Below are 26,140 nucleotides of genomic sequence, written 5' to 3'. Positions count from 1 at the left end.
CATGGGTGACGCGAGCAGGCACCTGGATGCGCACAGCTGGCGGGCGCTGCGGGACAAGGCGCCCGACGCGGTGGCGTACTTCGCCGACCACCTGTCGCGGCCCTGCGAGGAGTGCGAGGCGTTCCTCGAGAAGAACGACGACGCGTTCGGCCTGGAGGCGATGACGGACGAGGCGCTCGGGAGCCTGGCTCCTGTTCGCGAGGACGCGGTGGGCTGGGCCCGCTTGCGCAAGCGGCTCGGTCCGTCTCGGCGCCTGTGGCTCTCCGGCGCGGTGGCGGTGGCTGTCGCCGCCATGGTCACCTTCGCGTTCCATCCCGCGATGCTGACGGGCGGGCAGCCGGGCACCTCGGTGCGACTGAAGGGCGGCGCCGCGCTGTCGCTGGAGCTGACGGCGCTCGCCCGGATGCCGGATGGGAACCTGCGCCCGCTGACGGATGGAGCGCAGCTTCCTCCCGAGGCCGTGGTGCTGGTGCGCTATCGCGCGAGCGAGCTGGCGGACGCGCTGCTCGCGCTGGAGTCGCCCGACGGCTCCTTGCAGATGCTGGGCGCCTACACGCTGGAGGCGGGGACGCATGACCTGCGCGAGGACGGTGAGCTGGCGGGCGTGTCCCTGGAGGGCGAGCAGGGCCCGAGGACCCTCGTGCTGGCCGCGTGGCCCCGGGGGGAGGGCTCCCGGGAGGCTCGTGACGCGGCGCTCGCGCGAGGACGGGTGCCGGAAGAGGCGACGCTGGCCCGGCTCGGGTTGCGGGTGACTCCGGAGGGCGCTCGCTGAGCGTGGGCCCTTGATTCGCTTCCGGCTCCAGTTCGTCTTCTGTCTCGTGCTCGTGGCGCTCTCGGCCTGCGGTGGCGCGCGGGACAAGGGGAAGGCGGTGAAGGTGCGCCTGGACCCGGCGCGCCTCGCCTCGGCGCACGAGGGGGAGCGCCACGCGCTGCTCATCGGCATCGACCAGTACGACGACGACTCCTGGAACGACCTGCGCTATCCGGGCAAGGACGCGGAGGACCTGGGGCGCGTGCTGGCGGACCCGAGGCGTGGAGGTTTCGCCTCGGTGACGGTGCTCAACCGTCCGGAGCAGACGACGCGCGCGGGAGTGCTGGATGCGCTGCGGACGCTCCAGGCGCGCGCGTGGAATCCGAGGGACGTGGTGGTCGTCTACGTCTCCGGCCACGGCACGCTCGCGCGCGACACGCGGGGCGAGCTCCAGCGCTACCTGGTGATGCGCGACACGCGCTTCCGGGACGTGCAGGGCACGGGGCTGGAGATGGTGGTGCTGGAGCAGGCGCTGGAGCGGCTGGGCTCGCTGCGCCGGGTGCTGGTGCTGGCCACGTGCCACAGCGGCACGGGCAAGTCGCTGCTGCCGGAGTCGGTGCGCTCGGAGCTGGAGCGCACCAAGGCCGCGTTCCTCCCTCGCCCGTTGGAGGAGGACAGCCGCGCGTCGCTCGTCCTCTCCGCCAGTGATTGGGGCGAGGCGGCGCGCGAGGACGACGCGCTCGGCAATGACATCTACACCCACTTCTTCGTCCAGGCGCTCGACGGGCGCGCGGACCGCAACCGCGACGGCGCGGTGAGCGCCACCGAGGCGCACGACTGGGCGCGCCGCCACACGTGGACGTATACGCAGGGGCGCCAGCGCCCGAGCGTGCGGATGACGGAAGTGGGCGCGGACCCGGTGTTGCTCTCCGGCGCCCTGTCCCAGCCCGGCCAGCCGGAGGTGTTCTCCTACAGTCCTCGCCTGGAGGGCTTCACGCTCAAGGTGGATGGCGTGGACGCGGGGGAGCTGCCCGGCGGTGTGGCGCTCCCGGAGGGAAACCGCCGGCTGGGGCTGCACAAGGGCGGCGCGGTGTTGTGGGAGGACACGGTGGTGCTGCGTCCCGGGGAGCGTCGGGCGCTGGACTCGATGCTGCGCGAGCAGGCGGAGGGGCCTCGGCGCACCGTCTCGCTCGACATGGGCGTGCTGGGCTTCCTGGATGCCCGCAGCCGGCGCGAGGTCCTCCCGCGCACGTTGATGGCGGGCGCGGGCCTGCGGTGGCATGGGCTGCTGCTCGAGGAGCGGTTGGATGTGGGCGTGGACCTGGCCGTGGGGCAGGGGCGTCAGGCGCTCCAGTTGGAGCTGGGTGGGGCGGTGCCGGTGCGACACCGGGCGGTGATGTTGGGGCTGACGGTGGGGCCGTCGTGGGAGTGGGGGCGGCTGGGCGTGTCCACGGGGCCTCGTGTGGCCGCTCTGTGGATGGAGCGCTCCTTCCAGTTGGACCTGTTGAAACAGGATGAGCGCTACTTCACGGTATGGCCTGGCTGGATGGCGGGAGTGTCATGGAAGCTGGGGGCGCGGTGGGTGCTGGAGGCCAAGGGGCAGCTGCTCTGGGCCTATGTGCCCGTGGACGGACGCACTCGCGCGGTGGGCTTCGGTGGCTTGTGGCTGAGCGGAGGGTATCGCTTCTGATGCGTGCGCCTGGACAGCCGTGGCTCCTGTCGATGCTCGTCCTCCTGGGGGCCTGCGGCGGCTTCAACAATGGTCAGCTGGGGGAGGGCACCGTGCGCGGGCGCATCCTCGGCGCCGATGCCGACGTGGCGTGGGTGAGCGTGTTCGGCGAGTCCGAGCTGATGACCGGTGTGTCCTCGGACGGCCGCTTCGAGCTGGAGGGCGTGCCCGCCAGGACGGTGGAACTGTTCGTGCTGGCGTCGCGCACGCACGCGGCCCGGGTGCGGGTGGTGCCGCAGGGGGCTCGCATCATCGACGTGGGAGACATCGACGCGCCGCCGGGCGCCTTCATCACCGTGCGGCTGCGGGGGCCTGACGGCAACGTGCCCGAGGAGGGGGAGGTGGAGGTGGATGGCACGCCCTTCGATGACCTGCCGGTGGACCCGTCGACGGGCGAGCTGCGCGTGGGGCCCCTGCCCGAGGGGTGCTACGAGCTGGAGGTCGACGCGAAGGAGCACGCGAAGAAGGAGGAGCAGGTCTGCGTCCGCGAGGGCGAGGAGCGCCTGCACGACGTCGTCCTGGAGAAGGCCGACGACGATGACGAGGAGGACGACGACTAGCGGACTTCAGACGCCGGTGACGCCCCGGATGAAGGCGAGCATCTGGTCGCACGTCGCATGCAGGTCCATCCGCTCCTCGGCCATGCGGCGGGCCTCGTGTCCCATGGTGCGCAAGGTGTCGGGGCTCGACACCAGCGAGTCGAGGGCCCTCGCGAGCGCCGGGTAGTCGCCCGGGATGACGAGCCGCCCGTCCACGCCGTCCCGCACCAGCTCGCCCACGCCGCCCACGGGTGTGGCCACCACCGCGAGGCCCGCGGCCTTCGCCTCCGCGATGGCCCACGAGGACATGTCCGCCATCGTCGGCAGCACGAACAGGTCCGCCGCCTGCGCCAGCCCAATCAGCTCGGGCGAGTTGGGCCGGACGCCGGTGTGGACGCGGACGCCGGGCGGCGCCTCGAAGGTGTCGGATGTCACCAGGTCCAGCCGCCAGTTCCTCAGTCGCGTCTCCCGGGCCCAGCGCAGGAGCAGGTGCCCGCCCTTGCGGCCCAGGTCCCCTCCGACGAAGAGCAGCCGCACCACGCCGTCCCGTGCCTTGCGCTCGGGGGCCGGACGCCACAGCCGCGTGTCCACGCTCGGCCAGACCACGTGCACGCGGGCGCGCGGAACGCCGTACTCCTCCACCAGCGAGCGCTTGGTGAACTCCGAGAAGGACAACATGCCCTTCGCGATGGAGTAGGTGCGGCGGTGCAGCGCGTTCTTCGCCTTGCCCACCCAGCCGGCGTGCTGCGAGCGCAGGCCGTAGTAGCGGAGATAGTCCTCCAGGCCGCTCGGCGTGGCGTCCGTGGAGACCACGCTGGGCACGCGCCCCATGAAGTCGTGCGCCAGGTGCGCCATGCGCTGCGTGTGGACCACGGCGGCCTGCACCGGGGCCCGCGCGAGCGCCTGATTCAACGCCGAGCGTGTCCTCAGCCCTCCGCGAAGCGACAGGCGCGAGCGCACCAGGGGCAGGCCCTCCCAGAGGTCGTCCGCGTGCTCGTCGATGGGCAGCCACACCGGCGTGATGTCGGTGCGCGCGGCCATGGCGCTCTTGAGGTTCTGCAGGAAGACGGCGTTGCCGAGCGTCGTCTCGATGGCGAAGGCAATGCGTGGAGGCGCCGACATCGCTTGCACGTCCGTCCGTCGCGGCTGGCGGCGACATGCCGCGCACGGCACCCACCTAACTTCAGTCCGTGGGCCTTGTTAAGGCCCATGAGCCGCCACGGCGCGGTTCTCAACGTGCGAGAAGATGCATGGTGGATGTGCCGACATCGTCACACCAACCTGAACCGTCCTTCAGTTATCGCCAGGCGCACGGCGGCCACCGTGGCGGCGGCATCCTGCTCGCCCGTGTCGAGCACATGACCCTCCGGGAGGGAGGCGTCACGGAAGCCGCGCCAGATGCCACGCAGCACGGCGGCGTCCGTCAGTGCGTCCGACGTGGTGCGCGCCTGGGCTCGCGCCACCGTCCGGGCCTCGTCCGGCAGGAGGATGACCAGCCGGAGGTCGAGTGGGTGTGTGCGCGCGGCGGCCAGCCAGGGCGCGAAGAACCAGGGGCCGATGACCCCATCGACCACCACCTCGTACCCGCCCGCGGCATAGGCCGTGGCGCTCGCGACCAGCGCGTTCATCACCGTGGTGTTCTGGCCATGGGCCTCGGTGCGCCAGGGTTCGAGGTAGCCCTGGCGCACGTAGGCATAGAAGTCATCCGACGGCAGGTGGACCGAGCGGGCCTCGGGTGACTGCTCCGTCAGCCTCCGTGCCACGGTGGACTTTCCGACACCCGAAGGACCGGAGACGAGGATGACGCGCGGTGCGCTCATGTTGCCCAGCGTACCCCAGGGCCCCGGGCGAGGTGCTCCGGCTCACAACAACGGCGCGATGGTCAGCGTGGCGGGGCCGTCCAGGCGCGTCAGGCCGGACGGCGAATTGCAGCCGTTCTCCAGGTCCTCGTTGAGGTAGGTGATGGTCTGGACGGCGCGGTTGCCGGCGAACTTGCCGGCGGTCACCGTGCCCGTCTGGACGAAGGCGAAGGTGGTGCTCTGCAGCGAGACCTTCACGGTGGTGAAGAGGACGGTGGAGGTCTCTCCGGTGTCCCACTGCAACGTGAGGGTGCTGCGGTAGGTGGAGAGGAAGTTGTCGCACGAGTTGCCGGGGAACAGGACCGGCCCCACGGACCAGGTCGCGGTGGTCACACGGGGGCCGAGCACGGTGGCGCACAGGCTGTAGGTCGTCTCTCCGGTGATGAGGACGTCCTGGGGCTCGTTCGTGAGCCCGGGGTTGAAGGTCACCGAGTTGGTCCCCGAGGGACAGCTCACCACCGCCGCTTGCGCGAAGGCTTGATGGGCGGGGAGCGCCGCCACCAGCAGTCCCAGCAGCCGCGCGAGCGCGCCCCATCGGTTCCAGGAAGATTCACGAGCAGGTCCGGACATGGCTCCTCCGACTTCCGCCGCCGACGTGGCGGCGATGGCGCGTACGGTGACCCGGATGCGGGGCGTCCTGGAACTGTACCCGGGTCCACGTCTGTCCTGGGATGTATGCGCAATGCCTCACGGGGAGCCCGTCGCCGCCCATGACGCAACCATGACTGACTCATGGAAAGGCAAACGCCCTGCCTCCGTCCGCGCCGCGTACCTTGCTTCGCGAGTGCTCGAGTCGTCGTTCCCCCAGTGGCTCCGTCGCGGGGCCAACGCGCGAGGAGGCGCGTTTCGAATCACCATGAACTTCACCCTCATTGGCTTGTGGGGCCACATGGGCCCCTTCGCGAAGCTCATCGTCATCGTGATGGGCGTGATGTCCGTGTTGTCATTGCTCATCCTCGTCGAGCGCGCGCTCGTCTTCCGGACCGCGCGCCGCAACTCGCGCAGGTTCGCCTCGGAGCTGGCCACGCTGCTCGCCAACGGGGACTTCGACACCGCCGCCCACGTCAAGCTGGGGCCCGACGTGGGCTACCTCGGCCGCACCATCCGCGCCGGCCTGACGGCCTATCGCACCGCCTCCGATGACGACCGCAACGAGGTCATGGAGTCGGTCGCCCGGAACCTGGAGCGACAGGCGCAGCGCGAGGTGCAGGGCATGAAGCGCGGCCTGGGACAATTGGCGACGGTGGCCTCCACCGCGCCCTTCGTGGGGTTGCTCGGGACGACGATGGGCATCGTCACCGCGTTCCAGCAGATGGGCGAGGCGGGCGCGGGCGGCATCGGGAACATCTCCACCGGCATCTCCGAGGCGCTGGTGACGACGGCCTTCGGCCTGCTCGTCGCCATCCCCGCGGTCATGGGCTACAACTCCCTGCAGGGCTGGGTGGACGCGCGCGCCGTGGACCTCGCCGAGGCGAGCAACGAGTTCCTCGACGTCGTGGCCCGGGTCCTCAAGCGCTCCCGCGTCGCGGCGGGCTGAGCCGGGCGCCGCGCGCGGCCTTCCGAATCCTCCTGGAAAATACGGCCGGGAATATCCGGACCCAGGCTCGTTCAGGTGCCGAGGCCGGGAAGCAGAAGCGCGACGCGCTCCTTCCCGTCTCCGGCGTGCCATGCGGGCACGCCCTCCTTCGAGGGGGACCTGGACCATGAAGATTCGGACTCAAAAGAAGCAGTGGCTGGCAGGCGCGCTCGCGGGCGCCCTGCTCGTGCCGGCGGCGGCGCTGGCGAACGAGACGCATGCCTACGGCATCGCCAACTTCGGCGGCTCCGGGCAGTGCTCGGGCTCGTCGCACTCGGTGCACACCCAGACGGCGTCGGCGTTCGCCAGCTACTTCACGTCGCTGCGCAACTCCGGCCTCTGGTCCGACGTGCGCACGCTCTCCAACATGAACGTGACGCGGGACCTGTGGACGGACCCGGCCAAGGGCGCGGTGGGCGAGTCCAACGACGCCGCCCTCAACGCGGGCGTGGACGACGCGGACGTCATCTTCATCCACACGCACGGCGGCCACGAGGTGTCCACGCCGCGCAGCTCGCTGGTCATGGGCAGCAACAGCCCCTCCTGCTCGGCGCTCACGGACAGCCACATGCGGCTGGGCAACGGCAAGCTGGACATCGCCGTCATCAAGGCCTGCCGGTCCGGCAACATCGAGGTCTGGGAGCGGGGTGGCTACCGCCAGCAACTGGTGACGGCCACCAGCGGCTTCAGCGTCTGGAATGCCTTCCACGGCGACTCGTCGTGCGGCGGCTTCGTGAAGGACTACCTCGAGGACTACCTGGAGGACTCCCGCAACGACGGCGTCGGTGAGAACTGGATTGATGAGGCCTACGACTGGGGCGTCATCTACGACGACTGCCCGGTCTCCATCGTCTTCGGAGACTCGAAGGCGAAGCGCAAGAGCATGTACGAGGCGGGTGGGTGGAGGGACCGCAAGAACACCGGCAGCAAGACGGGCTCCTCCTACTTCTACGTGAGCGGCTGCAACCCGGACAACGGTCGCAAGCTGCCCTGAGCCTTCCTCTCTCCACCCATCCATTCTTTTCGGACTTTGAAACCATGAAGACCCAACTCATCCGATTCCTGACCGCATTGCCTCTCACCGCGCTGCTCGGCTGCGACACCGCGGCGCCCCTGGCGGAGGAGGGCCAGGACACGGCGCCCGCGCAGGTGGCCCAGGCGGCGACCACCGTCAGCTTCGCCTTCGACTCCAGCGGCATCGCCGCGCTGCCCTCGGGCGCGCTTCCCACGCAGTTGCTGCCGGCCTCGGCCTTCAACGAGGCGATGGTCCAGCGCGGGCTCATCGGCACCTCCGAGTCCTTCACCGTCGCGGAGGAGCTGGGCACGCGCCGCGACCTGGAGTCGCCGTCCTGGCGGTTCGAGCGGGACATCTCGTCCGGCCGCGTGCTGGTGCTGAACAAGGTGGAGAGCGGCCCCGCGACGCCGCAGGAGCCCGGGGTGTTGCAGCGCAACGCCGTGGCGCGACTGCAGCGCTGGGGCATCCCCTCCGGGGAGATTGGCGAGATTCGCCAGGTGCAGTCCTTCCTGCAGAACGAGGAGGTGGGCGAGGTCTCGCCCGCGGAACTGCACCGTCACAAGACGTTCGTGCTGCGCGCCATCAATGGCATCCGCGTGCAGGGGCACCGCGCGGTGGTGACGCACGGCGTGGACGGTGGCTTCCAGCGAGCGCTCATCCGGTGGCCGGCGCTGGCGCGTGAGGGGCACCTGCTGCGCACCCGCCTGAGCACGGCGGAGATCGAGCGCAAGGCGACCGAGGCGCTCGTGGCCGAGGGCCTGACGACGGGCCGCGTGCGGCTCAGCTGGAAGTACGTGCCGCGCCAGCTCACCGACGGCACCTGGGCGCTGACGCTGCAGGTCAACGCCTCGCTGCCCTCCGTCAACACGGACACCCACACCGAGGAGCCTCGGGTGATTGACGTGGATGTGAACGCCGTCCCGTAGTCGCGCTGTGTCACCTGCTCGCCCAGGCCTCTGGTGGACGGGGAGGGTGGCAGGGTGGCGGCTTCGATTCCCGCCGCCTCCAGTTGAAAGGGCTCGTCATCCTCAGGGGGGCGAGCCTCTTCGCTCACGCCGAGTTGGTGGAAGCGCTTCGTGCTCACGCCGTGGCGAGTGGCCCGGCCGGTCTGCTCCCTGCGGGTCTTGCAGGTTTTGAGTTGCAGTAGGGCGCTACACGGAGGCCCAGCTTCCAGACGGCTGGACTATTCCAGCGTGCGTTCTCCTTGCCGATAGTGATTCGAGCATTTTGGACCTGTCACGTCGTTCAGATGTGGAAGGACTGGTAGTACCTTGAGTCTGCCTTTGCGCGACCCCTGTTGCGCTGGCACTCGGAGCGTCCTGCCCATGTCCAATCCGTCTGACTCTCGGCCTGCCGGGAGCGCTGTCCCATGTCGCCCGAGCATCGCGCGCGTCCATGGCCTCTTCGAGTCGGAGATGGGCCTGCGTGTGACGATGGAGAGCGTCGCAGGGTTGCCGCTCAACACCCTGCTGTCCGTTGCCCAGGCGCGTGACCGCGGCTTCTCCGAGGCGCTCATCCTCTACGGGAGCGCGGAGGTCGCGGTGGCCTTGGCCTGCGTGCATGCGCGCATGGACGACGCGAGCTTCGCAATCGGCATTGTCAACCCGGTGGCAACGGAGCCCGGTGCAGCTCCGCGCCGTCGCACGTTGACGAAGCCGCTGACCGCGTAGCGGCGGCACCCCGTTCCCTTCACCACCACGGAGCCACCATCGGCGCGGCGCGACTCGCTCCAGCCGACCGGGAGGCGTGTGTTCTTCGTGCCTCATCCCGGGGCACGCACAGGAGGCGTGTATGCACAGGAAGCGAAGCTGTCTGGCCGCCGCGCTGCTGCTGTTGCCGGCGACAGGAGGGGCCTCGGAGCCTTCGGCCCCGGAGGAAGAAGCCTCCACCGCTTCGGCCGCACCACCCGCGCGCAAGTGGCACTACCTGACGCGCGTGGAAACCACGTCGTTCGCGTTGCTGCCTCGCGCTGGCACGGGGGATGACGAGGGCTTCGTGCAGGTGGCGCCCACGTTCATCCTCGACGGTGGTCCAGAGTTCGGCGTCAACGTGGGAGCGCCCGTGCGCTTTCGCCTGTGGGGCGGGAACGACGGCGGGACCCTCGTGCGTCGCGAGGACTGGGACACGCTCTCGGACTGGGGGCAGCTCGTTCGCGGCCTCAAGTTGGGTTCCGACGACGCGCCCCTTGGCGTCTGGTTCGGCGCGCTGGAGGAATACCGCCTCCTGTCCGGCCATCTCGTCCGCCGCTACTCCAATCGCACGAATCCCGACTACCACCCGGCTGGGGGCATCTTCACGGGCACGTTGGGTCCGCTCTACACAGAAGCGTTCGCCTCGGATGTGCTCGGCGCGCGGCTGGTGGGCGCGGAGTTCTCCCTGGACCTGGAGCACATCCTCTTCGGGCAACCCGAGCAGCGGGGCCGGTACACGCTGGCCCTGTCCTCCGCCCATGACTGGGGGAGAGCGGGAGGAGCAGCGCCCTCGATGACGCTGGCCCACCTGGATGCCATGGCGGTGATGGTGGTGCGGCCCGGCATGGAGGCCTACGTGAACGCGGGGTGGGGCGGGCAGCCGGGAGAGGGCGGTGCTTGGGGCGCTGTCATGGGAGGCGGGGTGGACTCCCTCTCCGAGAGGTTCAACCTGCGCCTTAGGCTGGAGGCGAGGCGCCAGCATGGTGGCTTCCGGCAAGGTTTCTTCGGCGCGGACTACGAACTGGCGCGCTTCCAGGCGGCGGGCCCTGACGGCGTGCCGCTCGCGGAGGCGCACTTCCCGGGCGGCTACTCCGCATTCGGAGAAGCCCTCGTGGAGTGGGATGCAGTCAGTTACGGAGGGCCCTACAAGCACCTGAGCCTCTCGGTGGGCGCGGAAGCCTTCTCGTGGGGGCGCGTCGACGTGGACGGTCGCGTGGCGGTGCAGCTCTTCGAGCGCGCCTTGGAAGTCGCGTTGAAGGGGCTCGCGGTTGGAGCTTGGAAGCCCGGGGCTCGCTACCTGGGCGCGGCGGAGGTCCGCTGGAGGTTCCTCGGCGGGAAGCTCTACGCGATGGGGACGGCCGGCACGCTGCTGTTCCCCACGGCGGAAGGGACGCTGCGGCCGGGGGCCTTCGCCTCGGCGGGCGTGGGGGTGGACAATGCGCGCTGAAGCCCTGCTCCTGGTCGTGGTGCTGGCCACGGGATGCGCGTCGGTGCCGCATGCTCCCGTGCGTGGCGGAACGCTGAACTACACGCCTCGCGGGACGACCTCTCCCGAGCGGGTGGACGTGCTGAGTGACGAAGGTCCTCATGCCTCCGGCTCCCCTCCGTACTCCCTCGCGGGCTCTGGGGCTGGGCAGCGCCTCTTCCGTCATGTCGGGCCACGAGGTGAGGGAACGAAGGCAGCACCTGGCACCGCATCTGGAGCTGTCGGAGGCAGAGGCCCGCAAGCCGCCTCGGCGCGGCAAGCCTTCCTTGACTCCCTCGACGAGGTGAAGGACTCGCTGAAGGAGTCCGAAGCCATGTTCTCCAAACTCGCGAAGAGCGCTCCCGTGTTCAGTGGCAGGGCTCTCAGTGGGGGAGCGTTCACGCGCTATCTCGACCAGGGCGCCCATGAAGTGGCGTGGATTCGCGGCGCCCTCGGAAGCGCGACGATGCTGGCGGGGGGCGCGTCGGAGGTGGGGGACTCGGAGCTGGAGTTGGCACTCCTTCGCATGGCGGGTCCACGGCTCCAGTCCGCGATGTTCGGTGCCCTGCTGTTCGCCACCTGGGTGGACTTCCTCCAGCTCTCCGACGTCCTGCTGCGCGAGTGCCCGATGTGCGGCGACGAGAAGCTGTTCGTGGACCTCCACCGCGTTCAGGGCTTGATGGAGCCCACGCTCGCGGACCTCGCCTCTCGCGACCCCGAGCGAGTGGAGGCGGCGGCACTCGCGATGCCCGAGCTGATGGGGAAGCTGACTCATGAGTTCGACGTGATTCAGCGAGACGCGCGCCTGGCCATGGAGCAGGGCGGCAAGGTCATGGTCGCGGTGCAGGTGATGGAGATGCTGGCCCTGATTTCCACGCTGAAGATGTCACTCCCCAGGCCGCCACCCTCCTCGCCCGCGATGCTCGGCGTGGGGCTCGTGATGAGTTCGGGCGGCGTCATGGCGGGCTCGCGACTGGTCGTCTCCGCCGAGTGGGTGGAGATGATGCGAAGGCTGGTGCAAGCGGGCGTCATCTCGCTTCCCGTCGTGAGCGCGGCGGTCCGTATTCACGGTGGGCAGGTGATGATGGCCCAGGCGAACCAGGACTTGCCCAAGGGCGTGAAGGACGCGCTGGGGGACAGTCCGGAGGTGCGCGGTATGCGGGTGACGGGTAGAGCTGGGGCGGGCATGTCCGAGGTGCCAAGGCACCATGTCATGCCGAAGGAGCACCGCGAGTGGTTCGAGCAGCGCGGCTTCAAGGGCGACATGGACATCGACCAGTTCTGTGTCCGCCTGGAGCAGGCCCATCACGAGGCGATTCACGGAGGGGGGAACTGGAGGCTGGGACGCACATGGCCCGGGGAGTGGAACCGGATGATCATGAAGGTGCTGCGGGAGGCTGAAGCAGAAAACGGCCAGAGGTTGACGGGTCAAGTCCCGAATCGTGTGTAGTTGTTCGGAGGGGGGTTCGGGGGAGGAATGCTCCTTGGCGGGGTCAAGCAGCGGCAGTGTCTGGGGTTGAGTTGAGCAGGGTCATGTCGAGGTAGCGGCGGTCGTCCCAGATACCAGTCACTTCGAGGGCGACGGCGGTGATGAGACGCAGCGCGCTGGCACGGTCCGGGAAGGCGCCCACGGAGCGGATGCGGCGCTTCACTTCGCCGTGCAGACGCTCCAGGCCGTTGGTGCTGCGCAGGCGCTTCCAGTGGGCCTTGGGGAAGGAGAAGAAGCAGGTGGCGGCGGCGAAGCCCTCGCGCAGGCACTCCATGGCCTCGGGGATCTGGCGGCCCAGTCCGGACTGGAGCGCCTCCAGACGCTTCCTGGCGTCCAGGAGAGAGGGGGCCTCGAAGACGGCCGAGGTCTCCTTGCCGAGGCGTCCGCGCAGGCGCCAGGGCGCCTTGGCGAGGACGTTCCGGGTGAGGTGCACCGTGCAGCGCTGGAGCTGGGCCTCGGGCAGTGCCTGCCGGGCCGCGGCGGCCAGTCCCGCGTGCCCGTCGGCGATGACCAGGCGCACGCCCCTCAACCCTCGCTCGAGCAGTTGGCGCAGCAGCTCCAGCCAGGAGTCCTGCGACTCGCTGCCCCCCAGAGTCACGGCCAACAGGTGCCGGTGCCCATCCTCTCCCACGCCGTAGGCCACCAGGGCCGAGACGTTCTGCACCGTGCGCGCCCACCGGGCGTCCAGGAAGGTGGCATCCAGGTACAGGTAGGGGAAGGCCTGGGTGAGAGGCTGGGTGCGAAGGCCCTCCACCTTCTCTTCCAGGGACTTCGTCACTCGGCTCACCGTCGAACGCGAAACCTCCGCCCCCATGAGCGCTCGCGTCACCCGGCCCATCTTCCGCGTGGAGACGCCCTGCACGTACGCGCTGGTAATCGCCTCGTCGAGTTCCTCGCTGCGCCGTTTGTAGCGGCCCAGGACGGCCTCCGCCGAGCCGCTGGCCCGCGTCCGGGGCACGGCCACCTCCAGGTGCCCCATGGACGTCAGCAGGCCTCGCAGGTAGCTGCCGTTGCGCTGGTCCTTCCGCCCTGCCACCTGCTGCCAGCGCCCGGCCCCCACCAGCCCTCGAATCTCCTCCTCCAGCAGCATCTCCAGCGTCATGCGGATGGCTCCCAGGAACAGGCCTCGCACGTCGGTGCGCACCTCCTCGTGCGAGGGCGCGGCAAACTCGGTATCGTCCACTTCAGGGAACTCCTCGGCTCCCCTGCCAGGGGGAGACCGTCTCGGTTGGTTTCACCGAGGAGCTTCCCTCTTTCCCGCTCGTCCCTGCTCGCCGACTACACACTTATAGGGACACGACCGGTTGACGCGGAACGAGATCTTGAGGCTCATCGCGGGATACTTGAAGGAGTACGACATCCCGATGAAGTTCATGAAGGGGACGAGCCGATGACCGACGGGCGTTCGTGGCAGGGGAACTGGAAGGCCCGTCTGTATGAGCGCGTCCGAGCGCGCGGCTACGATTCGCTGACCGCATTTGCCGAGGCACGCCCGACTGCTTCGCTCGCGGCACTGGCCGAGGAACTGGGGCCTGACGATGTTGCCGGAGTGCAGGTGTTCAGCGGGCTCGTGGCTGAAGCGGAGCGAAGCCATCAGGTCACTCGTTTGGTGCGTGGGCAGTTCGTGCGTGAACTGCATGCGAGCCTTCCTACTGGGTGGCCCTCTGTACGGGATGACACAAACCGATTCGATGTTGCCCAAGCCCTCGCTCGCTGGAGTAGCTACACCCCGGAGACGCATGAGGCGCGCGTGAAGCACGCCAGAGCTGCGCTTCGCACAAACCCGCCGCCGCCCGGTTGGCGTCCGATGGGCCCCGACGATGAGCTGCTCCGCATTCTCCTACCCGACGACGAAGCCTGAGCCGGAGATGGTGGCCCCGCCAGTGGGTGAGGCGGGGCACCACGTTGTAGCGCCGCCACGAGTCAATCTGGACGTCATGCAGAGGAGAAGGCGATGAGCGACGGAGCAGCTTGGCAGGGCAACATCAAGGCTCGCCTGTACGAACGGGTCCGCGAGCGAGGCTACGACTCGGTCACTGCCTTTGCCGAGGACCGCCCCACCGCATCCCTCATCGAGCTTGCAGAGGAGCTTGGCCCGGATGACGTTGCGGGCGTTCAGGTTTTCAAGGGACTGGTCGCCGAGGCTGAGCGCAACAAGAGGCTCACTCGATTGGTGCGCGGGCAACTCGTGAGGGAGTTGTACGAACATCTCCCTGGTGGCTGGCCTGTCGCACTGGAGGGAGAGGCACGAACGGATGTTGCGATAGCGCTCGGACAGTGGTTCGCCTACACCCCGGAAACACACCAAGAGCGTGTTGACCGCGCGAGTGACGCTCTCTTCGCCAATCCCCCGCCCGTTGGCTGGCGCCCGCTCGGTCCTGATGTCGAGTTGCTTCGCACGCTCCTGCCGGACGACGAAGCCTGAACGAAGTGGGTAGCCCCTCGTGGCCGGAAGCGGCGGGAACTGGCGGCGGGGGGCGGGTTCGACTAATGCTGCGGGGAATCAGGTGGGGGGAACGCTCGTGAACCTGCAAACCGAGTTCGCCGCGGCGGTTCGACGTCAAGACATCCACTTTGCTGTCCGCAGCCTGCTGGAGCCCGTCACCCAGCCGCAGTTGGCTACGCTGGATTCACGGCTGCTCGCGTCCCTGCTTGAGCTCTACTGTCAGCCGCTGCTTGTCGACATCGCGGACCGCCACGGCCTGCGCGTCGTCGATGCACCTCCCGAGGTGTATCCCCACTTCACCCTGCTGAAGGACGACTCGGACCGGGCCAAGGTCGCCGTCGACATCGAGGTGCGCTGGTCCACCGGGATGTCCGGGGGCGTGGTGATTCGCGAGCCGCTGGTGCAGAGCCGCTTCCCGCTCGACGAGTACACCGCGCACTGGGTCATCTGTTTCTCGTTGGACGTGCGCGCCCCATCCGAGCGCATCGAGTGGCGCGCCGAGAAGCGCCAGCCCGGCCAGCGCTCCTCCCTGAATGGCTGGCACCCGGAAGCGCCGCCCGTGCCGGAGCTGGTGCCCCGACTCCGGTAGCTACGGCGCGGACCTGGGCGTCGTCGCCGCCCCACTGGCCGCTGGCGTGGGAACCTGGGGCTTCGCGGGCTCGGCGGCGGGCGCCTCCGGTTCATGTCCTCGCAAGGCGATGGCGGGCAGCGACACAGTCAGCGCCCCCACGTCCAGGAAGCCATGGAACCCCTCCGAGTGCACCTTGGGGAGCATCCGGATACCCACGGGCGTCTGGGGACGAATCTCCACCACCGGGCCTGGGGTGATGCCCATCACGTTGCACGTGATGTCCCCGTTCAGCTCCACGTCACAACCCCAGCGGCGGCCCTGCGCGTAGCCCACCTCCAGCACCTTCACGTCCGGGTGCTTCTCCACCACGTGCCGCGACAGGGGCACGAAGTCATCGTTCCAGTCCGCGTCCCCGAGCCGCGTGTGCGCATTGCCCGCCAGCACCAGGAACACGTCCTGGGGCCGCGCGGCGCGAGGCTTCAACACCTTGCCCGCCATGTGCGCGTCACGCGCCTTCCCCTGGCTCATGTCCGTGTCCATCGCGACCACGGAAATCGCACGGCCCTGCGCCTTCAGCGCCCGCGCCCGGTCCAGCAAGTCCATCATCGCGCGGCTGCCTCGGCCGTCCTGCTGCACCTTGCGCCAGAAGTGGCCCCCGAGCAGCGCGTCCTGGTCCGCCGGCTTGCCCGCGCTCGCCAGGTACGCATCGATACGCGCCTGCTCCTTGTCGGGCACGGTGAGCGCGAGCGTGACGGCATGGCCCGCCTGCGAGGCCTCGCACATCAAATCTCCCACGCTCGCCGGCACCTCCCGCGTGCCCAACTGCTCACCGATGAGCACCGTGAGCCCCGCCTTCAGCAGCGGCTGGAACCCAGGGACCTTGCGCTCACAGGGCTCCTGCACCGGCTCCTTCCACCGCCGCAGATAGAAGGTCGGATCCCGCGCGAACGAGTCATCCCGCGACAGCTTCAGCGAGCCGGTGAGCGTCTCCAGCGAGGGGCGCGACTCCAGAATCAGGGTGAGCTGCCGCTCCAGCTCCAAGTCCCGCGTCCCCTGCGTGGCGCCGTCCAGCTCCACCCACGCCGCGGTGTCCCGCTCGCGCTGCGCCAGCTCCACCGGCGCGCCCCGGGCGCGGAACTCGTCCTCGAAGCGCTTCATGCCCACGAAGCGGTTGTGGATGGCGCCGCTCGCCTCGGGCTTGATTTCGACGTCGTTGCTGAAGGCGACGCGCTTCATCCGGAAGATGCGGATGATGCACTCGCGCTCGGAGAGGGACTCGCTGGACACCAGGTAGCGCGTGTGGTCGCCGTCGCTCTGGTAGCCCCAGGACTTCGTGCCGATCTGCGCCGCGCGCCACTCGGTCAGCAGCAGCCGGGGGTCCTCCATGGGCTGGAGCACCCAACCTTCGTTCTTCAAGAGCTTCGCGGCCTCGGCGAGCGCCCGCTCCGGCGGCATCAGGAAGATGTGCTCGTACTTCGGCTGCTCCGGTTCCACGGGCGGCGGGGCGGGCTGGGTGGCCTCGGCCTGCTCGGGGGGACGGACGTTCCTCGCACAACCCGCGAGCAGCAACACCAGACCAGCCAGGGCTCGGTGCATCGATGGCCTCCCTTGTCGCGTCGGAGAACTCAGTGGCGGGGCTGGAACGCTCGGGGTCGAAAAGGATATCGGGGAGCCGCAAGCCCCCAGGGCGACGCACCACGTCGAGCACGCCCGCTCCCCGGCTGGAGGGCCCGGGGGGACGCAGGCCCCGTCGCCCGTCATCGCGGCGAGCAGGCGTCCTCCAGGGGCGTTATCCACGCGCCCTACCTTCAGAGAAGGAGGAAGCGTTCCATGAGCGGCACCTCGTCACGACCTGTCGAAAAGAGCGGCGTCTTCAAGCTGGGCGGAGTGCTGCCCATCCATCGCCTGGGCTATGGCGCCATGCAGCTGACCGGCCCCGGCATCTGGGGCCCGCCGAAGGACCGGGCGGAGGCGGTGCGCGTGCTGCGCCGCGCGGTGGAGCTGGGGGTGGACTTCATCGACACCGCCGACTCCTACGGCCCCTATGTCAGCGAGGAGCTCATCGCCGAGGCCCTGCACCCGTACGCGAAGGGGCTGGTCATCGCGACCAAGGCGGGCCTGGTGCGCACCGGCCCCAATCAGTGGCACCCGGTGGGCGCGCCCAAGTACCTCCGCCAGGAGGTGGAGATGTCCCTGCGCCGCCTGAAGCTGGAGCGCATCGACCTGTTCCAACTGCACCGCATCGACCCGAGGGTCCCCGTCGAGGAGTCGCTGGGCGAGCTCAAGGCGCTCCAGCAGGAGGGCAAGCTCGGCCACATCGGCCTGTCGGAGGTCTCCGTCGAGGACATCCAGCGCGCGCGCAAGGTGGTGGACGTGGTGTCGGTGCAGAACCGCTACAACCTCACGGACCGCGTGCACGAGAAGGTGCTGGCGTACTGCGAGCAGGAGCAGCTGGGCTTCATCCCCTGGTTCCCGCTGGCCACCGGCGGGCTGGCGAAGCCGGGCGGCGCGCTCGACGCGGCGGCGCGCAAGCACCAGGCGAGCCCCGCGCAGATTGCCCTCGCGTGGCTCTTGGCCCGCTCGCCGGTGATGCTGCCCATCCCGGGCACCTCCTCGGTGAAGCACCTGGAGGAGAACCTCGCGGGCGCCGAGCTCTCACTGAGCAAGGACGAGCTGGCCGCGGTGGACGCCCAGGCCTCGGGCCGCTGAAGACGACGGCGCCCCGGCGGGGGCCGGCCCAGGTGCTCGGGCTGGCCTCCGGGGCGCCATCACTCCGCTTCGGGACTCAGGGGTTGGTCCAGATGCCCCAGTTCAGGAAGAAGTTCCGGATGGAGTTGCGCAGGCTGGTGGTCTGCGGCGTGCCCTGCGACGTACCGTAGGTCCACACGGCGGCGTGGCCATAGGGCCCGTTCGGGCAGGAGGACTGACCGTGGATGGCGATGGAGTGGCCATTCGAGATGGACGCCGACGCGAAGTAGGGGAAGGTCGGGGAGTAGGCATACACGTAGCCGTAGGAGTCCACGCGGCCGATGGTGCCGACGTTGGAGAACAGGGACACGCCACTGAGCTGGTTGAAGAACCCGCCGTTGCTGGCGCTCGTGTTCAACAGATACGTGCCGTCCACGCGATAGGAGCCCTGCTCGTACGCGGTGGCCGCGCCGGGGCTGGTATAGGCCGCGAAGGTGGAGCCGCTGATGCGGCCCTGGTGGTCGAAGCGCACCCGGCAGGTCGAGGTGCACGCGGCGATGCTCAGGCGGGGAACGAGGATGGGGAAGCGCGGGCCACCCGGCCAGGTGACGATCCACTCGATGTAATAGGTGATGATCCACCGCGAGCAGTTGAGCCGGAGGTTGACCTGGCTGATGCCGGAGAACCCGTAGGAGATGCCATTGCGCCCCAGGGCGGTGAGCGCGTGCTTGGCGCCGGGGCCGTTCGTGCCGCTGACGATGCCTCCGCTGTTGTTGATGTAGACGCTGTAACCGGAGCCCGAGGGGCTCTGGCCATAAACGGCCTGCCACACGCAGGTGCAGGGGCCCTGGACCTGGAGCTTCGAGAGCGCCAGTGAGTAGGCCACCGCCTGGCCGCGCAGGGCGGGATTGATGGCGACGACCTCGTCCAGCAGGTCGACCTCCTTGCCCTCACCGGCCTTCGCGGCGACCTCGGCGAGCGCCGCGTCCAGCTCCTCGCTCACGTGCAGCACGTCGCCGCTCGTCCCCGCGCCCGGCGCCACGGTGAGCTGGCACTCCTTGTCGTCAGGGCAGTCGAGGTTGAGGTTGTAGGGCTGCGTGAGGAGGGTCTCCTTGCCCTCCCTGTCCTCGAGCACCAGCCGCTGGGACCAGCCCGTCTCCCAGAACTCCTTGATGGCGCCATCCAGGGAGATCTCCGTCTCCTTGCCGGGCTCCGGCTGCACCTCCACGCTCGCCGTCCCCTCGTCCTTGCCGTTGTAGGACGTGAGCACGAGGCCGGAGGGGAGCTCCTGGTTGTCGGCCCACTGGATGCGGACCTTCAGTCCGCCTTCGCCCACCAGGGAGAGCCCGGTGATGGTCGCCGCGGCGCCCTTCTCCGCCTGGGGGTCGGGGTCGGCGGCGCGGGCCATCGGGGCCAGCAGCAGGCCTCCGAGCGCGAGCACGGACAGGGGCAGCGAGCGCAGCGGTTGCAGCACGAGGTCCAGAAGACCCCGCGTGGGACGGTATGACATGGGGAAACCCCTTATGAGACAGGAGGCACGGCCGACAGGGATTGCCGGGCGTGGTGTCTGTCAAAGCAGGTCTCGTGCCCGTGACATGGATTGTTTGTTTTTCCTGAGACAGCCCCCGGACCTCCCCGACCCGAGGGGAGGTGGGAGTGTCGACCGGTGGACGAAAGGGCGTAACCCATTCCGCCACGAATCCGTCCGACGCGTGGCGAGGAGCGCTACAGCCGCGTGAAGGTTTGATTGGCAAACGGGTGGTGAGGTCTGACTCATCCCGCGATACGGCGTTGGATGAGCAGTCATTGCCCCGGGCCCGCCGGTGAGGCGCGGGCCCGGGTGCGACAGGCTCAAGGCGCGCCGAACGCCTGGGTCCAGTAGTGCTTGTAGGTGCTGGAGGGCGCGTTGTAGTAGCCGACGCCGATGTGCACGAGCTGCGCGTTCATGATGTTCACGCAGTGGCCGCTGCTGGCCATCCAGCCGTTCACCACGGCCGTGGGCGTGGCGTAGCCCGCCGCGACGTTCTCCGCGGCGCGCCGGTAGGAGTAGCCCGCCGCCGTCATGCGCTGCCAGGGCGTGGAGCCGTCCGAGCCGGTGTGGCTCATGAAGTTGTTGACGCCCATGTCCTTGGAGTGTCGCCGCGCCGCGCACCGCAGCTGGTCGTTCATGGTGAGCGCGGGCGCCGGGGGATAGGCCGTGCCGCCGCAGGTCGCCCCGGCCGCGCGCTTCTGGTTGACGAGCACGAGGACCTGCTCCTCGAACGCGGCCCAGGCCGGGTCCCACGTCGCCACGTCGCTACAGATGGCGCTGGCGGTGACGGAGCCGGTGCCGGAGGGCGCGCCTCCCGTCTCCACGTGCATGGGAGGAATCAGGGTGCCTTCCTCCGGGGCGCCACCGGGGCCACCTGCGGACGGCGTCTCGGGCCCACCACAGCCGCCCATCAGCGCGGCGCCCATCAGGAACAGGGGGACGGAGCTCCATCGCATCGCGAATCCTTTCGAGTCAGAGGTGTGGCCATCTCCGGACGAGATGGTCTCCTCATCCTGGCGAGGACCGACGGGATGTCGAGAGGGAACCCGGCGCCCGGCTGCTCGGGCGAGGGGCCATGCGCTCAATGCGATGCAAATCTTACCAGGACATCGTGGCGCTCCTGGCCCCCTTCCTCACACGTGGCTTGTCTTCCTTTGCCGGCCGGAATGTTCCATCACCCCTGTCCGCGTCACTTCGTGGGAATGAAGCGCGCTACCGGGGCCCCTCGCGGAAGATGGCGCCGGCCAGGGTGGCCACGCTCGTCACGGCCGCGAAGGCGACGAGGGCGGCGGAGACGAGCGCGAAGAGGGTGGGCAGGCCCGCGCCGAAGTGGGAGACGGCGAGCCAGCCCAGGCCCGCGGCGATGAGCATGCGCGCGGTGCCTCCGACGACGGGCCAGAAGACCCGCGCCACGCCCTGGGAGGCGAACCCGAGCACGAAGCCCAGGCCCAGCAGGCCATAGAACGGCGCGACGATGCGCAGGTACAGCGCCCCGGGCGCGAGCACCGCAGGGTCCTGGCTGAACAGGTGCAGCCAGAGGCCGGGCGCCACCGCCACGACGAGTCCGATGGCCGACGTCACCCCGAAGCCCAGCCAGGCGCCCACCCACGCGGTGCGCCGCGCCCGCTCCAGCTGCCCCGCGCCCGCGTTGGTGCCCACCATCGTCAGCACCGCCGTCCCCAGCCCGAACAGCAGCGGCACCAGCAGGTAGTCCAGCCGGGAGGCGATGCCGTAGCCGGCGAGCGCCTCGACGCCGAACAGGCCCACCGCGCCGGTGACGACGATGACCGTGAGGTTCGGCTGCACCGCGCTGAACGCCGTGGGCAGCCCCACGCGCAGGATGTCTCGGACCAGCCGCCCCTCCAGGCGCGAGGGCGCGAGCCGCAGCGAGGTGCGCCCCGACGCCAGGTGCTTGAGGAGCCAGAGCGCGGCGCCCAGGTAGAACAGGTCCATGGCCAGCCCCGCGCCCGCGATGCCCAGCGCCGGCAGCGGCCCCACGCCGAAGATGAGCGCCGGGGAGATGACGACGAGGACCCCCGCGCCCGCCAGCGTCACCTTCGCCGGCAGCTTCACGTTGCCCGCGCCTCGCAGCGCTGCCGCCAGGAGATTCACCACCCAGAACGGGATGGCCCCCAGGAACAGGTAGTTCGAGTACTCCACCGCCGCGTCCAGCGCCCCCGCCTCGCCGCCCAGCGCGCGGTAGAGCGCGGGGCCTCCCAGCCACGCGAGCAGCGTGGAGACGAGCCCCAGGCCCACGCCCATCACCACCGCGTGCCACACCAGCGCGTCCGCGTCCTGGTTGCGGTGCGCGCCCACCGCCCGCGCCACCGCGGAGGCCACCCCGCTGCCGATGCCCCCGTTGGACATCATCGTCATCAACATGAAGATGGGGAACACCAGCGACACGCCCGCCAGCGCGTCGGTGCCCAGGAAGCTCACGTACCAGGTCTCCGCCACGCCGACGAAGGACTGCGCCACCAGCACCACCGTGGTGGGCACCGCCAGCTTCAAGAGCGTGGGGAGGATGGGCCCGTGCAGCAGCGCCTGCCGGATGTCCGCGCCCGCCTTCTGCTCGCCGCTGGCCTCGGCCTCCGAGGAGAGTGCGCTCTTCACCTGCATGGTTCCCGCTCCCGCGTGACGTATGATGAGCGTAATATGGTGTCGCGCGGGAGACACCGGAAAAAACCGGTGGGGCCTCAGGTGAGCAGGAAGCTGTCGTCGGGCCGTGTGGGTGGAGGGAGGGGCTCGCCGGCCAGCTCCAGCACGGCGCGCTCGATGTTCCGCGTCAGGGCGTCGAGCGGCAAGTCGTTGGGCTCGGTGCCGAAGGGGTCCTCCAGCTCGGAGGTCACCATGTCGAGCGCGATGAACGTGTACGTGACGAAGACGGAGACCAGGGGCGTGGACCAGCCCAGGCTGCCGGCCAGGGCGAAGGGCAGGAGCAGGCTGTAGATGTAGACGGTGCGGTGGAGCATCACGCTGTAGACGTAGGGGATGGGGGTGCTGGCGATGCGCTCGCAGCCGCCGAGCACCTCCGAGAAGCGGTCCAGGTTGGCCTCGAGCGGGGCGACGAGCAGCTCGCCCAGCCGTCCCTCCCGCCGCATCCGGGCCACCCAGTCCGCCAGCGCCAGGATGACGCGGGGGGCGCGCTGCCCGGTCTGCTCCACGCACGCGCGCACGCCCGGGGGCAGGGTGTCGAGCGCCACGGGGGTGCCACGCAGCTGGTGGTTGAGCGTGAGGGCGAGCGCGCGGAGCAGGTCCGTCACCTCGCGGCGCTCCTCGGTGGAGAGGGCGGGGGTGGGCAGCGAGAGGGCCTGGCGCATGAAGGAGCGCGAGACGATTTGCAGCGAGCCCCACAGCTTGCGCGCCTCCCAGAAGCGGTCGTAGGCGGTGCTGTTGCGAAACCCCAGGAAGATGGCGAGCGCCACGCCCAACAGGCCGAGCGGACCTTCCCGGAGGTTGAACTTCAGGTCGAAGGGCAGCGGCTGCAGGACGACGGCCAGGCACGCCAGCGCGAGGAAGAAGCCGAGCCGGGGGAAGATGCGTGGCATGACCGAGCCACGCCAGACGAAGAGCATGCGAAGCCAGTGCATTCGCGGGCGGACAATCATGCCGCCCCTGTAACACGCGAGGCCGGGGCAGGGTGGGGACGCCCCGGCCTCGTTGAAGGCGGACTCATCGGGGGCATCCGCGCGGACGAGCCCCCGCCCGTCGGCTCAGCGCACCTCGGGGCAGTCCCTGGCGTGCCTCCAAGGGCTCACAACAGCCTGGTCAGGACGAACGTCACGGACCCGTTGAGCGTGGCGAGCCCTTCTGGCGACGCGCACTTGTTGCCGAGCAGGTCGTTCGCGTAGGTGCTGACCCGCACCATGGTCGCGCCCGCGAACCTCCCCGACCTCACCGTGCCCGTGTCGGTGATGGTCGTCGCCACGTCTCCCACCCCGATGACGGTGGCGGAGAAGAGGACCTCGGACTCTCCCGGGGCTGGGTTTCCCGGCTCACTCCAGATGAGCCGCAGCGTGCCGTAGCTGGAGTGCAGGAGGTCCAGGCACGACGCGGCCTTGATGGGGCCCGTCCGAGGCACGAAGGTGGCGGTCAGTCCCGAGAGCAGGCAGTTGGACAGCACGCCTCCCGCCGAGGCCACCACGTCCTGCGGTTCGTTCTTCAGGGGCGGGTCGAAGGTGGAGATGACCGTGCCTCCGCAGGTCACCAGCGTCAGCAGTCCCTGCTCGGCGGCGCCGACCTCTGCCGGGCTCGTCGAGGCTCCTGGCTCCGGCTCCAGCGCTTCCGGTCCGACACCACACCCCGCGATGACGAGAAGCCCCGCGACGAAGCCCGACACGTGACAACGCATGAATGCCCCTTGGGTTGATGGGCATACACCATACGGATACGTGCCCTGGCGCCGTGGGGACCGACACCTGGGGGCAAGGAGGCTGTCGGGCTCCTGGCGTGACAAGCATTGACCAGACGGCACTTGGACCTGGGGCCACATCGAGGAGGGGTCAGGTCTGTCTTTGCGCGCGGCGGGTGGGCCTTTCGTGGCGATGTGGGTCCAGGGGCACCTCGCGCAGCCGCGTGCCCACCCGGACGATGGCGTGGAGCACCGGCACCAGCTCCTCTCCGAGCGGGGACAGCGCGTACTCCACCGAGGGCGGAGACGTGGGCCGCACCTCGCGCGTCACCGCGCCCTTCGCCGTCAGCTCCTTCAGCCGCGTGGTGAGCACCTTGGGTGAGATGCCGGGGATGTCGTGCAACAGCTCGCCGAAGCGCCGCGGGCCGCCGGACAGCTGCCAGACGACATGGGTGGTCCACGCTCCACCCAGGAGCGACATGCAGGCATGGATGGGACAGCCGGGCGGTGGCGGTGGGGCCTTGCTCTTGCGCAGCTTCAGGGACATGGGGACTTACCGCCAGGTGAGTGGAGTTACCGCGGGGTGAGTGGAAAGTGCGCTCACCTTATCCGCGCTACTTTCCAGAAGTAACCCGGCCCCGTTACTCATGCGCCGTCGTTCCCACCCACCAGGAGGAAGCCGATGAAGCTCTATTTCGCGCCGGGCGCCTGCTCGCTGTCCCCCCACATCGTCGCGCACGAGGCGGGCCTCACGCTGCAGCTCGAGAAGGTCGACACCCAGACGAAGGTCATGCAGTCGGGCGGTGACTTCTGGAAGGTCAACCCCAAGGGCTATGTGCCGGCGCTGGAGCTGGAGCCGGGCGACGTCCTCACCGAGGGCCCCGCGCTGGTGCAGTACCTGGCGGACCTGCGGCCCGAGGCGGGGCTGGTGCCTCCGGCGGGCAGCCTGGAGCGCTACCGCGTGCAGGAGATGCTCGGCTACATCAACTCCGAGCTGCACAAGACCTACGCTCCGCTCTTCCGCCCCAACACGTCGGCCGAGGTGCGCGAGGAGCGCACGGCCTACCTGTTCAAGCGCTACCAGCTGCTCGAGGAGCGCCTGGCCACGCGTCCCTATCTCTTCGGGGACACCTTCGGCATCGCCGACGCGTACCTCTACACCGTCACCCGCTGGGCGAAGTACGTGAAGGTGGACATGTCCGGCTTCCCGAACCTGCTCGCGTTCATGGAGCGCGTCACCGCGCGTCCCGCGGTGCGCAAGGCGCTCGAGGCCGAGGGGCTGCCCGTCTGACGTCCCGGCCTCACATCCGGGCCAGGATTTCAGTCCGCTTCGACTCGTACTCGCCGGGGGGATGTGTCCCGCGTCGACCAGTCGGCGCAGGTCCTCCATCGCCTTCACGGGGTCGTTCTTCCGCTGGAGGCGGATGGCGGTGTGCCACTGCTCCAGGAGGGGGGCTCGGACCCGGAGGCCCCTCCGTCAGGCGCGGGCCTGCCCCACGAGGACTCCCCCTGCAATCACCAGGGCGACGCCGATGAAGACGAGCACCAGCTCCTTGCGCGTCTTGTGCTCGCCGAGCAGGAAGACGCCGCCGAGCGTGGAGATGATGACGCCCATCTGCGACACGGTGAAGCCGGTGGTGACGCCCACGCGCTCGTCGGCCAGCAGCAGCGCCAGGTTGCCCGTCGCCCAGATGAGGCCGGGGAGGATGTTGAGCCAGGTCTTCTTCACGAAGGGCCGACCCTCGCCACGCAGTGACAGCAGAAAGGCCGTCGTCAACAGGCCCACCGACTGGGGGAGGATGGCGTCCCACCCGTTGACGCCGAACCACTTGGGGATGATGACGTAGGCGACCAGCCCCGCGCCGCAGAGCAGCAGCGCCATCAGGCCCGCCCTCCGCTCGGACCGGCTCTTGATGTCGTGGTACTCCTTGTAGGACGTCATCGCGACGCCCAGCATCACGACGACGAGCCCCGTCGTCCCCAGCGCCACCTTCGCGGTGGTGGGCCATTCGTGGAACACCAGGACACCTATCAGCGAGGTGCCGAGCAGTTGGAGGCAGACGATGGCGGGCATCGCCGTCGACACGCCGAGCAGCGCGAACGAGCGGAACTGGTTCGTCTGGCCCACCGCGCAGCAGGCGCCGGAGGCGAAGCCAGCCAGCACCACCGTGCGCGACAGGTGCGGTGAGACGACGTTGAGCGCGAACAGGGCCAGCGCCAGCGCGCCCAGCGTGCTGCCCAGGACCTGCTGCTTGGGAAGACCGCCCACCTTCGCGACGAGCAGCGGCTGGATGCCCCAGCACAGGGGCGGGATGAGCACGACCAGGTTCTCCAGGCTCATCCCCATGCTCCCCGCCTACGGCCCCCCGGAATCTAGGGCTGGAGGACGTGGCGGGAATCGGCCCCGTGGGCAGCGCCATGTGGGGCGGGGGACAGTGA

26 protein-coding genes are annotated in these 26,140 nt (G+C 69.5%); 14 read left to right on the top strand and 12 right to left on the bottom strand.

The window, feature by feature from the left end; all coding sequences use genetic code 11:
* The first annotated feature begins 1 nt into the window (after nucleotide 1).
* The 3 genes from AC6JA9_RS35605 to AC6JA9_RS35595 are packed head-to-tail and all read left to right on the top strand — an operon-like array spanning nucleotide 2 to nucleotide 3,040.
* On the top strand, nucleotides 2-772 hold the full coding sequence (locus tag AC6JA9_RS35605; protein WP_497958479.1) for a hypothetical protein: 771 nt from the start codon (nucleotides 2-4) through the stop codon (nucleotides 770-772).
* Between the two features lie 10 nt (nucleotides 773-782).
* Complete coding sequence (locus tag AC6JA9_RS35600) at nucleotides 783-2,441, top strand: caspase family protein (RefSeq protein WP_497958478.1); 1,659 nt, start codon at nucleotides 783-785, stop codon at nucleotides 2,439-2,441.
* A complete protein-coding gene (locus tag AC6JA9_RS35595; protein ID WP_223747233.1) occupies nucleotides 2,441-3,040 on the top strand; it encodes a carboxypeptidase regulatory-like domain-containing protein in 600 nt (199 codons plus the stop codon). Before AC6JA9_RS35600 ends, AC6JA9_RS35595 begins: the two co-directional genes overlap by 1 nt.
* Nucleotides 3,041-3,046: 6 nt before the next feature.
* Here AC6JA9_RS35595 and AC6JA9_RS35590 read toward each other — a convergent pair whose 3' ends face one another.
* The 3 genes from AC6JA9_RS35590 to AC6JA9_RS35580 form a co-directional block, all read right to left on the bottom strand.
* Entirely contained in the window at nucleotides 3,047-4,141 is a 1,095-nt protein-coding gene (locus AC6JA9_RS35590) for a glycosyltransferase family 4 protein (RefSeq protein ID WP_408889202.1), read from the bottom strand.
* A gap of 149 nt (nucleotides 4,142-4,290) precedes the next feature.
* Nucleotides 4,291-4,839, bottom strand: a complete 549-nt coding sequence (locus tag AC6JA9_RS35585; protein WP_497958477.1) for a P-loop nucleotide/nucleoside kinase family protein — start codon at nucleotides 4,837-4,839, stop codon at nucleotides 4,291-4,293.
* Between the two features lie 42 nt (nucleotides 4,840-4,881).
* A complete protein-coding gene (locus AC6JA9_RS35580; protein ID WP_223781496.1) occupies nucleotides 4,882-5,448 on the bottom strand; it encodes a hypothetical protein in 567 nt (188 codons plus the stop codon).
* 286 nt (nucleotides 5,449-5,734) lie between these two features.
* Between AC6JA9_RS35580 and AC6JA9_RS35575 the strand changes: the two genes are divergently transcribed.
* From AC6JA9_RS35575 to AC6JA9_RS35550, 6 genes are all read left to right on the top strand, one after another.
* Nucleotides 5,735-6,415, top strand: a complete 681-nt coding sequence (locus tag AC6JA9_RS35575; protein WP_223747237.1) for a MotA/TolQ/ExbB proton channel family protein — start codon at nucleotides 5,735-5,737, stop codon at nucleotides 6,413-6,415.
* 166 nt (nucleotides 6,416-6,581) lie between these two features.
* Nucleotides 6,582-7,448, top strand: a complete 867-nt coding sequence (locus AC6JA9_RS35570; RefSeq protein WP_223781497.1) for a DUF6345 domain-containing protein — start codon at nucleotides 6,582-6,584, stop codon at nucleotides 7,446-7,448.
* Nucleotides 7,449-7,492: 44 nt separating this feature from the next.
* On the top strand, nucleotides 7,493-8,395 hold the full coding sequence (locus AC6JA9_RS35565) for a hypothetical protein (protein WP_141332606.1): 903 nt from the start codon (nucleotides 7,493-7,495) through the stop codon (nucleotides 8,393-8,395).
* Between the two features lie 489 nt (nucleotides 8,396-8,884).
* Nucleotides 8,885-9,139 carry a hypothetical protein gene (locus AC6JA9_RS35560; protein WP_223751327.1) on the top strand — a complete coding sequence of 85 codons (255 nt, stop codon included), beginning with the start codon at nucleotides 8,885-8,887 and terminating at the stop codon, nucleotides 9,137-9,139.
* Nucleotides 9,140-9,260: 121 nt separating this feature from the next.
* Nucleotides 9,261-10,607 (top strand): hypothetical protein, encoded by a 1,347-nt coding sequence (locus tag AC6JA9_RS35555; RefSeq protein WP_497958476.1) that lies wholly within the window; start codon nucleotides 9,261-9,263, stop codon nucleotides 10,605-10,607.
* A 352-nt stretch (nucleotides 10,608-10,959) separates the two neighbouring features.
* Entirely contained in the window at nucleotides 10,960-12,075 is a 1,116-nt protein-coding gene (locus tag AC6JA9_RS35550; protein WP_497958475.1) for a DUF2380 domain-containing protein, read from the top strand.
* A gap of 43 nt (nucleotides 12,076-12,118) precedes the next feature.
* On the opposite strand, the gene AC6JA9_RS35545 is transcribed toward AC6JA9_RS35550, so the two are convergent.
* Nucleotides 12,119-13,297, bottom strand: a complete 1,179-nt coding sequence (locus tag AC6JA9_RS35545; protein WP_497958474.1) for an IS256 family transposase — start codon at nucleotides 13,295-13,297, stop codon at nucleotides 12,119-12,121.
* Between the two features lie 207 nt (nucleotides 13,298-13,504).
* Here AC6JA9_RS35545 and AC6JA9_RS35540 point away from each other — a divergent pair, with 207 nt between their 5' ends.
* From AC6JA9_RS35540 to AC6JA9_RS35530, 3 genes are all read left to right on the top strand, one after another.
* On the top strand, nucleotides 13,505-13,975 hold the full coding sequence (locus tag AC6JA9_RS35540; RefSeq protein ID WP_223751330.1) for an NUDIX hydrolase: 471 nt from the start codon (nucleotides 13,505-13,507) through the stop codon (nucleotides 13,973-13,975).
* A 93-nt stretch (nucleotides 13,976-14,068) separates the two neighbouring features.
* Complete coding sequence (locus AC6JA9_RS35535; RefSeq protein ID WP_267699544.1) at nucleotides 14,069-14,539, top strand: NUDIX hydrolase; 471 nt, start codon at nucleotides 14,069-14,071, stop codon at nucleotides 14,537-14,539.
* A gap of 97 nt (nucleotides 14,540-14,636) precedes the next feature.
* On the top strand, nucleotides 14,637-15,149 hold the full coding sequence (locus AC6JA9_RS35530; protein WP_223751332.1) for a type II restriction endonuclease: 513 nt from the start codon (nucleotides 14,637-14,639) through the stop codon (nucleotides 15,147-15,149).
* Here the strand turns inward: AC6JA9_RS35530 and AC6JA9_RS35525 are convergent, their stop codons facing one another.
* A complete protein-coding gene (locus tag AC6JA9_RS35525) occupies nucleotides 15,150-16,727 on the bottom strand; it encodes a hypothetical protein (protein ID WP_223751333.1) in 1,578 nt (525 codons plus the stop codon). It abuts the gene before it with no gap.
* A gap of 234 nt (nucleotides 16,728-16,961) precedes the next feature.
* Here AC6JA9_RS35525 and AC6JA9_RS35520 point away from each other — a divergent pair, with 234 nt between their 5' ends.
* Nucleotides 16,962-17,840, top strand: coding sequence for an aldo/keto reductase (locus AC6JA9_RS35520; protein WP_223751334.1), 879 nt, complete (start codon nucleotides 16,962-16,964; stop codon nucleotides 17,838-17,840).
* A 76-nt stretch (nucleotides 17,841-17,916) separates the two neighbouring features.
* On the opposite strand, the gene AC6JA9_RS35515 is transcribed toward AC6JA9_RS35520, so the two are convergent.
* From AC6JA9_RS35515 to AC6JA9_RS35490, 6 genes are all read right to left on the bottom strand, one after another.
* Nucleotides 17,917-19,329, bottom strand: coding sequence for a hypothetical protein (locus AC6JA9_RS35515; protein WP_267699546.1), 1,413 nt, complete (start codon nucleotides 19,327-19,329; stop codon nucleotides 17,917-17,919).
* Nucleotides 19,330-19,670: 341 nt separating this feature from the next.
* Nucleotides 19,671-20,306, bottom strand: coding sequence for a CAP domain-containing protein (locus tag AC6JA9_RS35510; RefSeq protein ID WP_223751336.1), 636 nt, complete (start codon nucleotides 20,304-20,306; stop codon nucleotides 19,671-19,673).
* Between the two features lie 256 nt (nucleotides 20,307-20,562).
* On the bottom strand, nucleotides 20,563-21,969 hold the full coding sequence (locus AC6JA9_RS35505) for an MATE family efflux transporter (RefSeq protein ID WP_497958473.1): 1,407 nt from the start codon (nucleotides 21,967-21,969) through the stop codon (nucleotides 20,563-20,565).
* A gap of 77 nt (nucleotides 21,970-22,046) precedes the next feature.
* A complete protein-coding gene (locus tag AC6JA9_RS35500; protein WP_497958472.1) occupies nucleotides 22,047-22,958 on the bottom strand; it encodes a bestrophin family protein in 912 nt (303 codons plus the stop codon).
* 146 nt (nucleotides 22,959-23,104) lie between these two features.
* The gene (locus AC6JA9_RS35495; RefSeq protein ID WP_223751339.1) at nucleotides 23,105-23,701 is read right to left on the bottom strand and encodes a hypothetical protein; all 597 of its coding nucleotides are present in this window, start codon (nucleotides 23,699-23,701) and stop codon (nucleotides 23,105-23,107) included.
* Nucleotides 23,702-23,852: 151 nt separating this feature from the next.
* On the bottom strand, nucleotides 23,853-24,248 hold the full coding sequence (locus tag AC6JA9_RS35490) for a winged helix-turn-helix transcriptional regulator (RefSeq protein WP_473570994.1): 396 nt from the start codon (nucleotides 24,246-24,248) through the stop codon (nucleotides 23,853-23,855).
* 135 nt (nucleotides 24,249-24,383) lie between these two features.
* On the opposite strand from AC6JA9_RS35490, the gene gstA reads away from it, so the two are divergent.
* Entirely contained in the window at nucleotides 24,384-24,992 is a 609-nt protein-coding gene (gene gstA, locus AC6JA9_RS35485) for a glutathione transferase GstA (RefSeq protein ID WP_408889212.1), read from the top strand.
* A 186-nt stretch (nucleotides 24,993-25,178) separates the two neighbouring features.
* Here gstA and AC6JA9_RS35480 read toward each other — a convergent pair whose 3' ends face one another.
* Nucleotides 25,179-26,042: a GRP family sugar transporter gene (locus AC6JA9_RS35480; RefSeq protein ID WP_408889213.1), complete on the bottom strand. Its 864-nt coding sequence runs from the start codon at nucleotides 26,040-26,042 to the stop codon at nucleotides 25,179-25,181.
* Between the last annotated feature and the right edge of the window lie 98 nt (nucleotides 26,043-26,140).

The organism is Myxococcus sp. MH1 (assembly GCF_059738865.1).
This window is presented reverse-complemented; position numbering and strand designations above follow the sequence as displayed.

What these genes read in the sequence shown, in the direction of transcription:
- AC6JA9_RS35605 (WP_497958479.1), top strand. Translation starts at nt 2, where the DNA reads ATGGGTGACGCGAGCAGGCACCTGGATGCGCACAGCTGGCGGGCGCTG.
- AC6JA9_RS35595 (WP_223747233.1), top strand. Translation starts at nt 2,441, where the DNA reads ATGCGTGCGCCTGGACAGCCGTGGCTCCTGTCGATGCTCGTCCTCCTG.
- AC6JA9_RS35590 (WP_408889202.1), bottom strand. Translation starts at nt 4,141, where the DNA reads ATGTCGGCGCCTCCACGCATTGCCTTCGCCATCGAGACGACGCTCGGC.
- AC6JA9_RS35585 (WP_497958477.1), bottom strand. Translation starts at nt 4,839, where the DNA reads ATGAGCGCACCGCGCGTCATCCTCGTCTCCGGTCCTTCGGGTGTCGGA.
- AC6JA9_RS35580 (WP_223781496.1), bottom strand. Translation starts at nt 5,448, where the DNA reads ATGTCCGGACCTGCTCGTGAATCTTCCTGGAACCGATGGGGCGCGCTC.
- AC6JA9_RS35575 (WP_223747237.1), top strand. Translation starts at nt 5,735, where the DNA reads ATGAACTTCACCCTCATTGGCTTGTGGGGCCACATGGGCCCCTTCGCG.
- AC6JA9_RS35570 (WP_223781497.1), top strand. Translation starts at nt 6,582, where the DNA reads ATGAAGATTCGGACTCAAAAGAAGCAGTGGCTGGCAGGCGCGCTCGCG.
- AC6JA9_RS35565 (WP_141332606.1), top strand. Translation starts at nt 7,493, where the DNA reads ATGAAGACCCAACTCATCCGATTCCTGACCGCATTGCCTCTCACCGCG.
- AC6JA9_RS35560 (WP_223751327.1), top strand. Translation starts at nt 8,885, where the DNA reads ATGGGCCTGCGTGTGACGATGGAGAGCGTCGCAGGGTTGCCGCTCAAC.
- AC6JA9_RS35555 (WP_497958476.1), top strand. Translation starts at nt 9,261, where the DNA reads ATGCACAGGAAGCGAAGCTGTCTGGCCGCCGCGCTGCTGCTGTTGCCG.
- AC6JA9_RS35550 (WP_497958475.1), top strand. Translation starts at nt 10,960, where the DNA reads ATGTTCTCCAAACTCGCGAAGAGCGCTCCCGTGTTCAGTGGCAGGGCT.
- AC6JA9_RS35540 (WP_223751330.1), top strand. Translation starts at nt 13,505, where the DNA reads ATGACCGACGGGCGTTCGTGGCAGGGGAACTGGAAGGCCCGTCTGTAT.
- AC6JA9_RS35535 (WP_267699544.1), top strand. Translation starts at nt 14,069, where the DNA reads ATGAGCGACGGAGCAGCTTGGCAGGGCAACATCAAGGCTCGCCTGTAC.
- AC6JA9_RS35525 (WP_223751333.1), bottom strand. Translation starts at nt 16,727, where the DNA reads ATGCACCGAGCCCTGGCTGGTCTGGTGTTGCTGCTCGCGGGTTGTGCG.
- AC6JA9_RS35520 (WP_223751334.1), top strand. Translation starts at nt 16,962, where the DNA reads ATGAGCGGCACCTCGTCACGACCTGTCGAAAAGAGCGGCGTCTTCAAG.
- AC6JA9_RS35515 (WP_267699546.1), bottom strand. Translation starts at nt 19,329, where the DNA reads ATGTCATACCGTCCCACGCGGGGTCTTCTGGACCTCGTGCTGCAACCG.
- AC6JA9_RS35510 (WP_223751336.1), bottom strand. Translation starts at nt 20,306, where the DNA reads ATGCGATGGAGCTCCGTCCCCCTGTTCCTGATGGGCGCCGCGCTGATG.
- AC6JA9_RS35505 (WP_497958473.1), bottom strand. Translation starts at nt 21,969, where the DNA reads ATGCAGGTGAAGAGCGCACTCTCCTCGGAGGCCGAGGCCAGCGGCGAG.
- AC6JA9_RS35500 (WP_497958472.1), bottom strand. Translation starts at nt 22,958, where the DNA reads ATGATTGTCCGCCCGCGAATGCACTGGCTTCGCATGCTCTTCGTCTGG.
- AC6JA9_RS35495 (WP_223751339.1), bottom strand. Translation starts at nt 23,701, where the DNA reads ATGCGTTGTCACGTGTCGGGCTTCGTCGCGGGGCTTCTCGTCATCGCG.
- AC6JA9_RS35490 (WP_473570994.1), bottom strand. Translation starts at nt 24,248, where the DNA reads ATGTCCCTGAAGCTGCGCAAGAGCAAGGCCCCACCGCCACCGCCCGGC.
- gstA (WP_408889212.1), top strand. Translation starts at nt 24,384, where the DNA reads ATGAAGCTCTATTTCGCGCCGGGCGCCTGCTCGCTGTCCCCCCACATC.
- AC6JA9_RS35480 (WP_408889213.1), bottom strand. Translation starts at nt 26,042, where the DNA reads ATGAGCCTGGAGAACCTGGTCGTGCTCATCCCGCCCCTGTGCTGGGGC.